Source organism: Streptomyces sp. NPDC111744 (assembly GCF_055634995.1).
Map to the genome: position 1 here is coordinate 222,173 of NZ_JBVKCG010000001.1, position 14,885 is coordinate 237,057.

The window sequence follows — 14,885 nt, forward strand, 5'->3', positions numbered from 1 at the left end:
ACGAGGTCGACCGGGCCGGAGGGTGATCCGGGTCAGAACTTGATGCTGCCGATCATGCTGGCGACGTTGGTCGTCAGATCGCTGATCGTCGGTGCGATGGTCGACGAGGCGAGATAGAAACCGAGCAGCATGCAGACGACCGCATGCCCGCCCTTCAGACCCGACTTCTTGATCAGCAAGAAGACGATGATCGCCAGCAGCACCACCGCCGAAATCGAGAGTGCCACGGCGGCTCACCTCCAAAGATCCCAGGGACGCGGGGGGTTCGGGTATGGGGGTTGTAGATCGGGACAGCAAATCCATGCGTAAGCCAGCAGGTTCATACCCACTCAGCGGTAGTGATCATAACTATGCGTGCTCGCGCATCGCTCGGCGCACGGCCGCACAAGGGGGCGCATGGCCAATATGGTCGGGGCATGAAGACCGAAGCTGTCTCATTCCCCCGCCGGCACGCCCGCACCCAGCGTTTCACGCTCGGCGCGCCGCGCGCGTTCACCGTGGCCCCCGACGGCTCCCGCGTGGCGTTTCTGCGCTCCGGTTCCGGTACGGACCGGGCCAATTCCCTGTGGGTTCTCGATGTGCCGAGCGGCGAGGAGCGCCTGGCGGCGGACCCGCGCACCCTGCTCGGCGGCGCCGAGGAACACCTCTCGGCACAGGAGCGGGCCCGTCGCGAACGCAGCCGTGAGGGCGGTGCCGGCATTGTCGCCTACGCCACCGACGCGACCCTGGAGCTGGCGTCTTTCGCCTTGTCAGGGCGGCTTTTCGCGGCGGAGCTCAGAGCCGGCACCACACGCGAACTCGCCGTCCCCGGGCCGGTGATCGACCCGCGCCCGTCCCCCGACGGCCGCCATGTCGCGTACGTCGTGGAGGGCGCCCTGCGGGTCGTGGGCACCGACGGCGAGGGCGACCGGGCGCTGGCGGAGCCCGAGTCGGCACAGGTCACCTATGGACTGGCCGAGTTCATCGCGGCCGAGGAGATGGGGCGTTCGCGCGGCTTCTGGTGGTCGCCGCGGTCCGACCGGCTGCTCGTGGCCCGCGTGGACGACACGCCGGTGCAGCGGTGGTGGATCGCCGACCCGGCCCACCCCGAGCGTGAGCCACACCATGTCGCCTACCCGGCGGCGGGCACCGGGAACGCGGACGTACGGCTGTTCGCCTACGACCTCGAAGGGGAGCGCGCGGAGATCTCCTGGGACCGGGCGCGCTACCCGTACCTGGCGCATGTGCACTGGTCAGAGGCGGGTGCCCCCCTGCTGCTCGTGCAGGCGCGCGACCAGCGCAGCCAGCTGTTCCTCGCCGTGGACCCGGTGTCGGGGGCGACCCGGATGGTGCATGCGGACGAAGATCCAACATGGCTTGAACTGTTCGGTGGAGTGCCCTGCTGGAGCCCCTCCGGACAGCTGGTCCGGATCATCGACGAGGGCGGCGCCCGAGTGCTCGCGGTGGGTGAACGGCCGCTCACGGGTGCCCAGTTGCACATCCGTGCGGTTCTCGACGTGACCGCCGATGACGTGCTGGTTTCCGCCTCCGCCGGCGAGGAGGCCGAGTCCCCCGAGATCGGCGAGGTACACGTCTACCGCGTCAACGAACTCGGCGTGGAGCGGGTGTCGCAGGAGCCCGGCGTGCACACGGCCGTGCGCGCCGGGGGCGTGACCGTTCTGGTGTCCGCCGCGCTGGACAGGCCGGGCGCCCGCGTCCAGGTGCTGCGTGACGGAAAACATCTGGCAACTGTCATGTCGTACGCAGAAGATCCTGGTCTGTCCCCGCGCGTGACACTCACCGAGGGGGGCGCACGTCGAATTCCGTGCGCCGTGCTTATGCCACGGGACTACCACGGGGACACTCCCCTTCCGGTTCTGCTCGACCCCTACGGTGGCCCGCACGGCCAGCGTGTGGTCGCCGCGCACAACGCCCACCTCACCTCCCAGTGGTTCGCCGACCAGGGTTTCGCGGTGATCGTCGCCGACGGGCGGGGCACTCCCGGCCACTCCCCGGCCTGGGAGAAGTCCATCAAGGACGACCTCGCGGCGATCGTCCTCCAGGACCAGGTCGACGCGCTCCAGGCACTCGCCGCCGACTTCCCGCTCGACCTGACCAAGGTGGCCGTCCGCGGGTGGTCCTTCGGCGGCTACCTCGCCGCGCTCGCGGCCCTGCGCCGGCCCGACGTCTTCCACGCGGCGGTGGTGGGCGCCCCGGTGACCGACCTGCGGCTGTACGACACCCACTACCAGGAGCGCTACCTCGGCCACCCGGGCGAGCAGCCGGAGGTGTACCGCCGCAACTCGGTGATCGACGACGCGGGCCTGGTCGACGCGGCCGACCCGCACCGCCCGATGATGATCATCCACGGCCTGGCGGACGACAACGTGGTGGTGGCCCACTCACTGCGCCTGTCCAGCGCCCTGCTGGCCGCGGGCCGCCCGCACGAGGTACTGCCCTTGTCCGGCGTGACCCACATGACCCCGCAGGAACAGGTGGCGGAGAACCTGTTGCTGCTCCAGCTGGACTTCCTGAAGCGTTCGCTGGGCCTCGCGTAGGCGCTGCGCGCACGGCAACGGGCCGGGGCGACATGGCGCGCCCCGGCCCGTTTACGGCACCCGCACGGCCGTACGCTGACAAGCGTGCCGCGTCCGTATATCGAGACCGGGTCAGAGAAGTTGCCTGTGTGTTAACGCGATTGACCCCGGCTCATACCGTTATGTACCCCCGTCGACAAGATCGCCCGGGGGCTCTTCCGGCGGAACCACCTGCTTCTCCTCCGCGAAGTGACAGGCCGAGTCATGGGCGGCCGGCCCCGGCTCCAGCCGGAACGCGGCGGGCACCGCGAGCGCCGGCACCTCCACGGCGCACCGCTCCTCGGCCTTCCAGCACCGCGTGCGGAACCGGCACCCCGACGGCACGTTCGTCGGCGACGGGACGTCCCCGCTCAGAATGATCCGCTCCCGGTGCTCCCGGGCCTCCGGGTCCGGTACCGGCACCGCGGAGAGCAGGGCCTGGGTGTACGGGTGGGTCGGATGGTCGTAGATCTCCTCGTCCTTGCCGATCTCCACGATCCGCCCGAGGTACATCACCCCGACCCGGTCCGAGATGTGCCGCACGATCGACAGGTCGTGGGCGATGAAGACGTACGACAGGTCGAAGTCGTTCTGGAGCCGGTCGAGCAGGTTGATCACCTGGGCCTGGACGGAGACGTCCAGCGCGGACACCGGTTCGTCCGCGACGATCACCTCGGGGCGGAGCGCCAGGCCCCTTGCGATGCCGATGCGTTGCCGCTGGCCACCGGAGAACTGGTGCGGATAGCGGTTGATGTACTCGGGGTTGAGACCCACGACGTCCAGCAGTTCCTGCACCCGCCTGCGCCGATCGCCCTTGGGAGCCACCTCGGGGTGGATCTCGTACGGCTCCCCGATGATGTCGCCCACGGTCATCCGGGGGTTGAGGGAGGTGTACGGGTCCTGGAAGACCATCTGGATGTTGCGGCGGACGGCCTTCAGCGCCCGCCCGCTCAACCTGGTGATGTCCTCGCCCTTGTACTTGATCAACCCCGCCGTCGGCCGCTCGAGATTGACCAGCATCTTGGCAACTGTTGATTTGCCGCAGCCGGACTCCCCGACGATGCCGAGGGTCTCTCCTTTGTTGAGCACGAAGTCAACACCGTCAACAGCCTTGACCGCACCGATCTGTTTCTTGATCAAGACGCCCTGGGTCAACGGGTAGTACTTGACCAGTCCACTCACTTCCAGGATCGGCTCAACCACCGCGTCAACCATTGACACACTCCCTCCAGAAGTGACAGGCACTGCCCCGGTGTTGATCCACCTGGTACAGCGGTGGTTCGTCGGTGCGGCACACGTCCTGGGCCATGGGGCAGCGCGGGTTGAAGGCACACCCCGGCGGGATGTCCATGAGGTTGGGCGGCAGGCCCTTGATGGCGTAGAGCTCCTGCCCCTTCTGGTCCAGGCGCGGGATGGAGTCGAGGAGTCCGCGCGTATAAGGGTGGGCGGGCGCCTTGTAGATGTCGTGCACCGGCGCGGACTCCACGATCCTCCCCGCGTACATCACGGCGATCCGGTCGGCGACGTCCGCGACCACGCCCAGGTCGTGGGTGATCAGGATCAGCCCCATGTGGTACTCGCGCTGCAACTCCGCGAGCAGATCCATGACCTGGGCCTGGACGGTCACGTCCAACGCCGTGGTCGGCTCGTCGGCGATGATGAGCGCCGGTTCCAGGGCCAGCGCCATGGCGATCATGATGCGCTGGCGCATGCCCCCGGAGAACTGGTGCGGATAGTCCCGCACGCGCTGGGCCGCGCCCGGGATCCGCACCCGGTCCATCAGCTCGACCGCCCTGGCCCGCGCGGCCTTCCTGGACATCCCCCGGTGCACGACGAACATCTCGCCGAGCTGGTCGCCCACGCTCAGCACCGGGTTCAGCGCCGACAACGCGTCCTGGAAGATCATCGCCATCTCGGCGCCCCGGATCTTCCGCCGCTCCTCTTCTTTGAGCTTCAGCAGATCCCGCCCGCGGAAGAGGATCTCGCCCCCGCCGATCCGCCCCGGCGGCATGTCCAGGATCCCCATCACCGCCTGGGCCGTGACCGACTTCCCTGACCCGGACTCCCCCAGCACGGCCAGCGTCTCCCCCGCGTCGACTGCGTAGGAGACCCCGTTGACCGCCTTCGCGATCCCGTCCCGGGTCCGGAACTCCACGTGCAGGTCGCGCACTTCGAGCAGCACGGCGGCGCTCACCTCAGCTTCGGGTCGAGGGCGTCGCGCACCGCGTCGCCGAGCATGATGAAGGCCAGGACGGTGAGTGCGAGGGCCCCGGAGGGCCACAGCAGCGCGTGCGGGGCGTTGCGGATGTAGGGCGAGGCGGCGGAGATGTCGATGCCCCAGGAGACGCTGGGCGGCTTCAGGCCGACGCCGAGGTACGACAGGGTCGCCTCCAGCGCGATGTAGGTGCCGAGCGCGATGGTGGCCACGACGATCACCGGGGCCACGGCGTTGGGCGCGATGTGCCGCAGCAGGATCCGGGAGTTGGAGGCGCCGAGCGCGCGGGCGGCCTGGACGTAGTCGTTCTGTTTGGCGGTGATCACCGAGCCGCGGGCGATCCGGGAGATCTGGGGCCAGCCGAGCAGCACCATGAACCCGATGACCGGCCAGACCGTGTTGCTGGTCACCACGGAGAGGAGGACGAGACCGCCGAGGACGACCGGGATCGCGAAGAAGACGTCGGTGATCCGGGACAGGATCGCGTCCCAGGCCCCGCCGAAGAACCCGGCGAGCCCGCCGAGCACCGACCCGAACAGCGCGACCCCGAGCGTGGCGCAGACGCCCACCGTGACGGACGTACGGGCCCCGTACACGGTCCGTGTGTAGACGTCGCAGCCCTGACCGTCGTAGCCGAAGGGATGGCCCGGCTGGGAGCCCTCCTGGGCGTTGGCGAGGTCGCACTTGAGGGGGTTGCCGGAGGCGATCAGCGACGGCCACAGGGAGATGACGAAGAGGAAGAGGATGACGAGGGCGGAGACGATGAAGACCGGGTTGCGGCGCAGGTCCCGCCAGGCGTCGGACCAGAGCGAGCGCGGCCTGCCGGCCGGACCCGTGCCCAGTGGGCCCCCTGGCGTCCTCTCCAGCGTCTCGGCTTCGGTCGCCGCCAGGTCCATCGCCCCGCCCATGCCGGTGCCGGCGATGGCCCGGTCCTGCTCGAACGGCCGTTCAGGCATAGCGGATCCTCGGGTCGAGTACGGCGTAGAGGAGGTCGACGAGGAGGTTGGCGACGAGGAAGACAAGGACGAGGACGGTCACGAAGCCCACGACCGTCTGGGTGTTCTGCCGCAGGATCCCCTGATAGAGCTGAAAGCCCACGCCGTGGATGTTGAAGATCCGCTCGGTGACGATGGCGCCGCCCATGAGTGCGCCGATGTCGGTACCGATGAAGGTGACCACGGGGATGAGGGAGTTGCGCAGCAGGTGCCGTGCGATGACCCGGCGCCGGGGCAGCCCTTTGGCAATGGCCGTACGGACGTAGTCGCTCCGTCTGTTCTCGGCGATGGAGGTGCGGGTCAGCCGGGTGACGTAGGCGAGCGACACGGAGGCGAGGACGAGTCCCGGCACGATCAGTTCGCCGAAGGCGGCGTCCGGGGAGACGGAGGGTTTGATCCAGCCCCATTCCACCCCGAGCAGGAGTTGGAGCAGCAGGCCGGTGACGAAGGTCGGTACGGAGATGACGACCAGGGTCGCCAGCAGCACCCCGGTGTCGACGGGCCGCCCACGCCGCAGACCGGTCAGGACTCCGAGGGTGATGCCGATGACGACCTCGAAGAGGACGGCCACGATCGTCAGCCGGATGGTGACGGGGAACGCGGTGGACATCAGCTCGGTGACCGGCTGCCCGTTGAACGCCGTACCGAAGTCCCCGGTGAAGACGTTCCCCATATAGGTGAGGTACTGCTGCCACACGGGCTTGTCGAGCCCGAAATCCCTCTTCAGCTGGGCGGCGGTCGCCGGATCGCAGGCCCGCTCTCCGCACAGCCCCGCGATCGGGTCGCCCATGACATTGACCATCAGGAAGATCAGCAGCGTGGCCCCGATGAACACCGGGATCATCTGGAGCAGCCGCCGGACGACATAGCGCCCCATGCCGCGTCAGCTGACCTTGATCTCGTTGTACACGGGGACGCTGAACGGATTGAGAGCCACGCTGGAGAGCCGCTCCGAGTAGCCGGCGCTGCCGTTCTGGTACCAGAGCGGAATGGCGGCCATGTTGTCGCGGACGACTTCCTCGGCCTTCTGGAAGGTTCCGACGGCCTTGTCGGTGTCGGCCTCGGCGTTGGCCTGGTCGACGAGCTTGTCGAAGTCCTTGTTGGACCACTTGCCGTCGTTGGAGGAGGCGTTGGTGTAGTAGAGCGGCTGGAGGAAGTTCTGGATGAGCGGGTAGTCCATCTGCCAGCCCGCGCGGAAAGGTCCGGTCAGCTTGTGCTGGCTGATCTGGTTGCGGAAGTCGGCGAAGGTGCCCACCGGATTCCCGACGCACGCCTTGTCGTTGCCGAGCGCGTTGTTGATGGAGTTGCACACGGCGTCCACCCACATCCTGTGCGAGCCGGTGTCGGCGTTGTACGTGATCTTGAGCTGTCCGCCGGGCAGTCCCCCGCCCTCCTGGATGAGCTTCTTGGCCTGCGCGGGGTCGTAGTCACAGGCGCTCCCGCACAGCCCCTCCTTGAAGCCGCCCACCAGGCCGAGCACCGGCGAGGTCCAGTCGGTGGCCGCGGTGCGGGTGTTCTGGAAGATGGTGTCGGTGATCTGCTTCCGGTTGATGGCCATGGAAAGCCCAGTGCGGACCTTGTCCGATCCGCTCCGGTTCCAGGCGCTGTCGTAGTAGGGGAAGGCGAGGGTCTGGATGATGCCGGCCGGGGTGTTGATGTACCGGTCGCCGAGGTCGTTCTTGACGTTCTTCAGCTGTGGGGCGGGAACGTCGTCGACGAGGTCGAGGTTGCCGGCGAGGAGGTCGGTGTAGGCGGTGTCGCTGTCCGTGTAGACCTTGAGGGTCACTCCGCCGTTCTGCGCCTTGTCGGCACCGGGGTAGCCGTCCCACTTCTTCAGGGACATCTGCGATCCCTTGGTGTACGACTCGATGGCGTACGGCCCGTCGCCGACCGGCTGCTTCAGCCAGCCGGCGTGGTCGGTGAAGAAGGCCCGGGGCAGCGGGGCGAAGGCCGCGTAGCCGAGCGTGTCGGGGAAACCGGAGAACTTCTGGTTCAGCTTCACCGTGAAGGTCCTGTCGTCGACGACCTTCAGACCGGAGAGCGCCTCGGCGCTCTGGCCGCCGCTGTCGGGGTGGACCTTGTCGTACCCCTCGATGTACCCGAAGAAATAGGCGTTCTTCTGGTTGTTCTTGAGGCTCGCCCCGTAGTTCCAGGCATCGACGAAGGACCTGGCGGTCACCTTCTCCCCGTTGGAGAAGGTCCAGCCGTCCTTGACGGTGATCGTGTAGTTCTGCGAGTCACTCGTGTCGATCTTCTGAGCGAGCATGTCCTGGGCCTTGCCGGTCTTCGGGTCGTACTTCTTCAGGCCACGGAAGATCATGTCGAGGACCTTGCCGCCCTGGACCTCGTTGGTGTTGGCGGGCTCCAGGGGGTTCTGCGGGTCGCCCCAGGAGGAGCTGAGTACGGCGCTGCCGCCGCCTCCGCCGCTGCTGCCGCCGCCCCCGCAGGACGTGGCGGCGAGCGCCGTCACCACCGCGCAGGCCGCCCATCGGGCGTGCGTGGCTGAACGCATGGCGTGCCTCCTCCGTGAAGGGTGATCCGCGAGTGATCCGTTACCGGTCAATATCGACCCAATCGGTCGATAACGCTCACCCACTGCCCCGAACGGCGGCCCCCCGGGAGCCCCATGACGACCTTTAGAGGGACACGTCACCCGATTGCAGGCGGACCCTTGAGAGCCGCTCGAGGATCTTGAGTCCACGACGCAATGGATCTACGCGTAACGATGCCGAAACGTTGGATTGCAACCCGCCGATGTACGCATTTCGGCACACTCGAGTCCGCATATCGAACTCCTTGCCCGTTTGGCGCAGTTCGCCCGAACTAAAGCACGGACCGATCACAAGGTGCTACCCGCGTAGCTACGGAACGGTCAAGCCAAGGCAAAGAAAGTAAATAGAAACCCAAGCCGCCCGAGAATTTATTGACCTTGAGTGAATTGCGTTGAAAAAGTCCGGCGTAGCCCGTAGGGGAGTGCCCTGCGGAGTCATCAGACCCTCCCTTGGGCCAGGAGCACCATGACCCCCCCAACTCCATCCGCGGCTGCCCCGCTCGAGGTGACCGACGAGACCGAGAAGAAGTCGACGACTTCGGACGGCTCGAAGGGCAGCGAGAGCAGGTCGCCGGGCCGTCTGGCCTGGAAGCGTTTCAGGCGCGACCGGACGGGCGTTATATCCGCTTACCTCGTGATCTTCTTCTTCGTGATCGGCATAGCCGCGCCGCTCATCGCGAAGCTGTACGGGAAGGACCCGTACACCACCTACACCACCCAGCACCCCGAGCTCCTCAACGCCTTCTCGTACCCCGCAGGGCCCAACGGCGGCATGAGCTCGGAGTACTGGTTCGGCATCGAGCCCCAGCTCGGCCGGGACGTCTTCACGTTCCTGCTGTACGCCATCCGCAACTCCCTCGGTATCGCGACGGCCGCCGCCCTGCTCACCACGGTCCTCGGCGTCGTGATCGGTGTCACGGCGGGTTACCTGGGCGGCAAGACGGACTACCTCGTCAGCCGGGTCATCGACATCCTGCTGTCATTCCCGTCCACGCTCTTCTTCATCGCGTTCATGCCGGTCGTCTTCGGCTTCTTCGTCGCTCCCGACGAGAACATCCCGACCTGGCTCCGCGCCACCGCGCTGATCATCGTGCTGTCCGCCTTCGGCTGGGCGTCGATCGCGCGACTGCTGCGCGGACAGGTGCTCGGCCTGCGCGAGCGGGAGTTCGTCGAGGCGGCCAAGGTCACGGGCGCGTCACCGATGCGCGTCGTGTTCAAGGAGCTGCTGCCCAACCTCTGGACTCCGATCATCATCCAGTCCACTCTGCTGCTGCCGGCCTTCGTGACCGCAGAGGCAGGCCTGGCCTTCCTCGGCGTAGGCATGATCGATCCGACCCCCGACTGGGGCGTGATGATCGGCCGAGGCGCGCAGTTCTACACCGAGGACATCACCTTCATGCTCTTCCCCGGCATCTCCATGGTGATCTTCGTTCTCGCCTTCAACCTGCTCGGTGACTCCGTGCGCGACGCGCTCGACCCGAAGTCCAAGCGGTAGCGATCCCTGCACCACCCGGCCCGGTTCGATGACGTCCGGCTGGTTCCGACCATCCGAATTGACCCCTATAGGCAGGCTCAGCATGTCTTTTTCTCGCAGAAACTTCCTGATCGCCACCGGTGTGGCTGCGGCTTCCACGACCGTGCTGAGCGCTTGCAGCAGCGGTAACGACAGCAAGGGCTCGTCCCAGGTCCCGTCCGTTTCCGGCGCGAAGACCATGAACATCCCGGTCGGCACCAAGGCGGACTCCACGGGTCCGGCGCCCGAGGTCCCGGGCGCGGTCAAGGGCGGCACGGTCTACTCGCTCGACCAGTTCGACATGGACCACCTGGACCCGGCGCAGATCTACGTCTCCACCGAGGGCGCCATCACCCGCCCCATCCTGCGCGGTCTGACCGGCTACAAGGTCGACGACAAGGGCGGCGCCACGCTCGTCGGCGACGTCGCGACCGACGCCGGCACCATGAAGGACGGCGGCAAGACCTGGTCGTTCACGATCAAGGACGGCATCAAGTGGGAGGACGGCACCGACCTCTCCATGGACGACGTCCGCCACACCTTCGAGCGCCTCTTCGCCTCCTTCGTGACCGAGGGCCCCCGCTACGTCCAGCAGTGGCTGGTCGGCGGCGACAAGTACAAGGGCCCCTACGACGGCAAGAAGCTCTCCTCGATCGAGATCTCCGGCAAGACGATCACGTTCAACCTCACCGAGCCGCGCACCGACTTCAACTACACGCTCGGCATGCCGGGCTACGGCCTCGTCAACAAGAAGAAGGACACCAAGGAGAAGTACGACAAGCGTCCGTACTCCCTCGGCCCCTACAAGATCGACAGCCGCAGCATCGGCAAGTCGATGACCTACGTGCGCAACGAGCACTGGGACGCCGCCACGGACTCGATCCGCAACGCGTACCCGGACAAGTACATCTTCCAGTTCGGCTTCCAGCCGGTCGCCTCCACCGACCGCTACATCGCCGACAAGGGCAACGACCAGTACGCGATGTCGATCTTCAACGAGGTCGCCGCCGAGCGCACCGCGCAGGTCCTCACCAACGCCTCGCTGAAGAAGCGCGTCCTCACCCAGGTCGACACGGTCACCTACTACTGGCCGATCAACATGACCCGGATCAAGGACGTGAAGGTCCGCCAGGCGATCAACTGGGCGTGGCCGCACCAGCAGCTGCAGACCATCCGCGGTGGCGCCTCCACCAGCGAGCTGGCCAGCACCATCCTCAGCCCGGTGACCCCCGGCTACAAGAAGTTCGACCTGTACGGCGTGACCACGAAGCCCGGTGGCGACCCGGTCAAGGCCAAGGCGCTGCTGAAGGAGGCCGGCAAGGTCGGCCAGAAGCTGGTCATCGCCTACCAGCAGTCGGACAACGCGGTGAAGCAGGCCGTGGCCATCAAGAACGCCCTTGAGGCGGCCGGCTTCCAGGTCGTCAACCAGCAGGTCGACAAGACGACCTTCTACACCCAGATCGGCAAGATCGACAACGGCTACGACCTGTTCGCGGCCGGCTGGAGCCCGGACTGGCCGAACGGCTACTCGGTCTTCTACCCCTGCTGGAGCGGCAAGAACATCGGCGACGGCCGCAGCAACTACGCCCAGCTGAACGACCCGAGCGTGAACAAGGCGATCGACGCGGCCGCCAAGATCGCCGACGTCGCCGAGGCCAACAAGGCCTGGGGCGCCATCGACAAGCAGATCATGGAGCTCGCGGCGGTCGTCCCGGACTACCACTCCATCCGTAACTGGATGTACGGATCCAAGATCGGCAACGTCGTCTACGACGCCGGCAACACCTGCGTCGCGCTCTGCAAGCTGTACGTCAAGAAGTAAGCGCACAGACCCTCGGGGGGCGGCCGCGACCTGGCCGCCCCCCTACGGCCCACCCCTCACCCCCGGCGACGGCGCCCCGTCCGGAAAGTCACGCCCCATGTTCCGCTTCCTTGTCCGCCGAGTCTTCGGCGCGCTGGTCATCTTGTTGATCATCAGCGCCGTCACCTTCTGGCTCTTCTACGCCATCCCGCGTGACCCCGCCACGATGTCCTGCGGCAAGAACTGCACGCCCGACATGCTCGCGCAGGTCCGGCGCAACCTGGGCATCGACCACCCGGTTCCGGTCCAGTACTGGTACTGGCTCAAGGGCATCTTCGTCGGACGCAGCTACGGCGACTTCGGCAACTGCAGCGCGCCCTGCCTCGGGTACTCGTTCGCCAACCGCGAGCCCGTCCTCGGCACGATCATGGACCGGCTTCCGCTGACCCTGTCGCTCGCCTTCGGTTCGGCAGCCGTCTTCCTCGTCTTCGGCATCGGCTCCGGCATGCTGGCCGCCGTGAAGCAGGGCAAGTGGCAGGACAAGGTCGCCAGCTCGGCGTCGCTGATCGCCTCTTCGATGCAGATCTACTTCGTCGGCTACATCGCGATGTACTTCTTCGTCGCCAAGCTCGGCATCCTGGACAACCCGTCGTACACCCCCCTCACCCAGAACCCGATCGAGTGGGCCTCCGGCCTGCTGCTGCCGTGGCTGGTGCTGGCCCTCATCTGGACCGCGAACTACACCCGTATGACGCGCTCGCAGCTGGTCGAGACGCTCAGCGAGGACTACGTACGCACGGCTCGGGCCAAGGGCCTGTCCCGGCGCAACGTCTTCTTCCGGTTCGCCTGGCGCGGCGCCATGGGTCCGATCGTCACGATCTTCGGCATCGACCTCGCCACGCTCATCGGCGGCGCGATCATCACCGAGACCGTCTTCAGCCTCCAGGGCGTGGGCCAGCTCGCGCTGAAGTCCGTGGACCAGAGCGACCTGCCCATGGTGCTCGGCGTGACCCTGCTGTCCGCCGGCGCGATCGTGATCTTCAACATCATCGTCGACGCCGTCTACGCCCTCATCGACCCGCGGATCCGGCTCGCCTGACCTCCGCCCCACCCCCGACCTCTCGCATCACCCCCCAGGAGCGTCACCGTGACGAGCACCGATCAGCAGCCGTTCCTCTCCGTCAAGGACCTCAAAGTCCACTTCTCCACCGAGGACGGCATCGTCAAGGCCGTCGACGGGCTCAGCTTCGACCTCGTCAAGGGCCAGACACTCGGCATCGTGGGCGAGTCGGGCTCCGGCAAGTCCGTCACCAACCTGACGATCCTGGGTCTGCACGACCCTGCCCGCACCCAGATCGACGGCGAGATCCTGCTCGACGGCAAGGAGCTGCTCACGGCTTCCGAGCGGGAGCTGGAGAAGCTGCGCGGCAACAAGATGGCGATGATCTTCCAGGACGCGCTGGCCTCGCTGTCGCCGTACCACACCATCGGCGCTCAGATCTCCGAGGTGTACCGCAAGCACACCGGTGCCTCCAAGAAGGAGTCCCGAGCGCGGGCGATCGAGATGCTGAAGCGGGTCGGGATCCCCCAGCCGGACGTGCGGGTGGACGACTACCCGCACCAGTTCTCCGGCGGTATGCGCCAGCGCGCGATGATCGCGATGGCCCTGGTCTGCGACCCCGAGCTGCTGATCGCGGACGAGCCCACCACCGCGCTCGACGTGACGGTCCAGGCCCAGATCATGGACCTCCTCAAGGACCTCCAGCAGGAGTTCGGCACGGCGATCATCTTCATCACCCACGACCTCGGTGTCATCGCGGACATCGCGGACGACGTCCTGGTGATGTACGGCGGCCGGTGCGTGGAGCGGGGCACCAAGAAGGAGGTCCTGGGCTCGCCGCAGCACCCGTACACCCTGGGCCTGCTCAACTCCATGCCGAGCCTCGACGGGCCGGTCGACGTCCCGCTGTCGCCGATCCCCGGCTCGCCGCCCTCGCTGCTCAACCCGCCCACCGGCTGCCGCTTCCACCCGCGCTGCGCGTTCGCGGACAAGGTCCCGGGCAACAGGTGCTCCACCGAGAGCCCGCTGCTCCAGCTGACCGAGGGCCGCGGCTCCGCCTGCCACCTGGAGTTGAGCCAGCGTGACGATCTCTTCGCCGACTACGCGGCGACCAGCCACAACTGACGGACAAGACGGGACTTCACGATCATGAGCAACACGAACCCCCTCCTGGACGTCTCCGGGCTGACCAAACACTTCCCGATCAAGGGCGGCTTCCCGATCAAGCGGACGGTCGGCGCGGTGCAGGCCGTGGACGGCCTGGACTTCCAGGTCGCCGAGGGCGAGGCGCTGGGCCTGGTGGGCGAGTCGGGCTGCGGCAAGTCGACCACCGGCCGGCTGATCACCCGCCTGCTGGAGCCGACGGGCGGCAAGATCTCCTACCGCGGGCAGGACATCACGCACGCGGGCCGCAGGCAGCTGGCGCCGATCCGGTCCGAGATCCAGATGATCTTCCAGGACCCGTACGCGTCCCTCAACCCGCGGCAGACCGTCGGCAAGATCATCGCGGGCCCGATGGAGATCAACGACATCAACCCGCCCGGCGGCCGTGAGGCCCGGGTCCGTGAACTCCTCGAGATCGTCGGCCTCAACCCGGAGCACTTCAACCGCTTCCCGCACGAGTTCTCCGGCGGCCAGCGCCAGCGCATCGGCGTCGCCCGTGCCCTCGCGCTGGAGCCGAAGCTGATCGTCGCCGACGAGCCGGTCTCCGCCCTGGACGTCTCGATCCAGGCGCAGGTCGTGAACCTCCTCCAGAAGGTTCAGAAGGAACTCGGCATCGCGTTCGTCTTCATCGCCCACGACCTCGCGATCGTCCGGCACTTCTCGCAGCGGGTCGCGGTGATGTACCTCGGTAAGATCGTGGAGATCGCCGACCGCGAGGACCTGTACGACAACCCGCGCCACCCCTACACGCGGGCGCTGCTGTCCGCCGTGCCCGAGGCGACGGTGGATGTGGAGCCGCGCGAGCGGATCCGCCTGGTCGGTGACGTCCCGTCCCCGATCAACCCGCCGTCCGGCTGCCGCTTCCGCACCCGTTGCTGGAAGGCGACGGAGAAGTGCGCGACGGAGGCGCCGCCGCTGGTCCAGGCCGACGGCAACAAGCCGGGCCACCTGACCGCATGCCACTACCCTGAGGTGCGGGACATGGTTCCCGCCCCGCGCCTCTCCAAAGACCCCGAGGCCGCGGCCTGACA

At 67.2% G+C, this 14,885-nt stretch carries 12 protein-coding genes; 6 read left to right on the plus strand and 6 right to left on the minus strand.

Annotated elements, in window-relative coordinates:
- Positions 1–32: 32 nt before the first annotated feature.
- Positions 33–227, minus strand: coding sequence for a hypothetical protein (locus ACZ7OO_RS01050; RefSeq protein ID WP_089098958.1), 195 nt, complete (start codon positions 225–227; stop codon positions 33–35).
- A 189-nt stretch (positions 228–416) separates the two neighbouring features.
- Here ACZ7OO_RS01050 and ACZ7OO_RS01055 point away from each other — a divergent pair, with 189 nt between their 5' ends.
- A complete protein-coding gene (locus tag ACZ7OO_RS01055; RefSeq protein ID WP_471500206.1) occupies positions 417–2,537 on the plus strand; it encodes an alpha/beta fold hydrolase in 2,121 nt (706 codons plus the stop codon).
- Between the two features lie 159 nt (positions 2,538–2,696).
- Here ACZ7OO_RS01055 and ACZ7OO_RS01060 read toward each other — a convergent pair whose 3' ends face one another.
- Genes ACZ7OO_RS01060 through ACZ7OO_RS01080 form a run of 5 tightly spaced genes read right to left on the minus strand, consistent with a single transcriptional unit; the run spans position 2,697 to position 8,277 of the window.
- Positions 2,697–3,770, minus strand: coding sequence for an ABC transporter ATP-binding protein (locus ACZ7OO_RS01060; RefSeq protein ID WP_471500208.1), 1,074 nt, complete (start codon positions 3,768–3,770; stop codon positions 2,697–2,699).
- A complete protein-coding gene (locus tag ACZ7OO_RS01065) occupies positions 3,763–4,737 on the minus strand; it encodes an ABC transporter ATP-binding protein (protein ID WP_471501220.1) in 975 nt (324 codons plus the stop codon). Before ACZ7OO_RS01065 ends, ACZ7OO_RS01060 begins: the two co-directional genes overlap by 8 nt.
- Positions 4,738–4,745: 8 nt before the next feature.
- The gene (locus tag ACZ7OO_RS01070; RefSeq protein ID WP_471500210.1) at positions 4,746–5,726 is read right to left on the minus strand and encodes an ABC transporter permease; all 981 of its coding nucleotides are present in this window, start codon (positions 5,724–5,726) and stop codon (positions 4,746–4,748) included.
- A complete protein-coding gene (locus tag ACZ7OO_RS01075) occupies positions 5,719–6,642 on the minus strand; it encodes an ABC transporter permease (protein ID WP_471500212.1) in 924 nt (307 codons plus the stop codon). Before ACZ7OO_RS01075 ends, ACZ7OO_RS01070 begins: the two co-directional genes overlap by 8 nt.
- Positions 6,643–6,648: 6 nt before the next feature.
- The gene (locus tag ACZ7OO_RS01080) at positions 6,649–8,277 is read right to left on the minus strand and encodes a peptide ABC transporter substrate-binding protein (protein ID WP_471500214.1); all 1,629 of its coding nucleotides are present in this window, start codon (positions 8,275–8,277) and stop codon (positions 6,649–6,651) included.
- Positions 8,278–8,821: 544 nt separating this feature from the next.
- Here ACZ7OO_RS01080 and ACZ7OO_RS01085 point away from each other — a divergent pair.
- The 5 genes from ACZ7OO_RS01085 (at position 8,822) to ACZ7OO_RS01105 (ending at position 14,883) form a co-directional block, all read left to right on the plus strand.
- On the plus strand, positions 8,822–9,811 hold the full coding sequence (locus ACZ7OO_RS01085) for an ABC transporter permease (protein ID WP_471500216.1): 990 nt from the start codon (positions 8,822–8,824) through the stop codon (positions 9,809–9,811).
- An 82-nt stretch (positions 9,812–9,893) separates the two neighbouring features.
- On the plus strand, positions 9,894–11,651 hold the full coding sequence (locus ACZ7OO_RS01090; protein WP_471500218.1) for an ABC transporter substrate-binding protein: 1,758 nt from the start codon (positions 9,894–9,896) through the stop codon (positions 11,649–11,651).
- A gap of 97 nt (positions 11,652–11,748) precedes the next feature.
- Positions 11,749–12,729, plus strand: coding sequence for an ABC transporter permease (locus ACZ7OO_RS01095; RefSeq protein ID WP_471500220.1), 981 nt, complete (start codon positions 11,749–11,751; stop codon positions 12,727–12,729).
- A gap of 48 nt (positions 12,730–12,777) precedes the next feature.
- Complete coding sequence (locus ACZ7OO_RS01100) at positions 12,778–13,815, plus strand: ABC transporter ATP-binding protein (RefSeq protein WP_471500222.1); 1,038 nt, start codon at positions 12,778–12,780, stop codon at positions 13,813–13,815.
- A 24-nt stretch (positions 13,816–13,839) separates the two neighbouring features.
- Positions 13,840–14,883 carry an ABC transporter ATP-binding protein gene (locus ACZ7OO_RS01105; protein WP_453570711.1) on the plus strand — a complete coding sequence of 348 codons (1,044 nt, stop codon included), beginning with the start codon at positions 13,840–13,842 and terminating at the stop codon, positions 14,881–14,883.
- Positions 14,884–14,885: the final 2 nt, after the last annotated feature.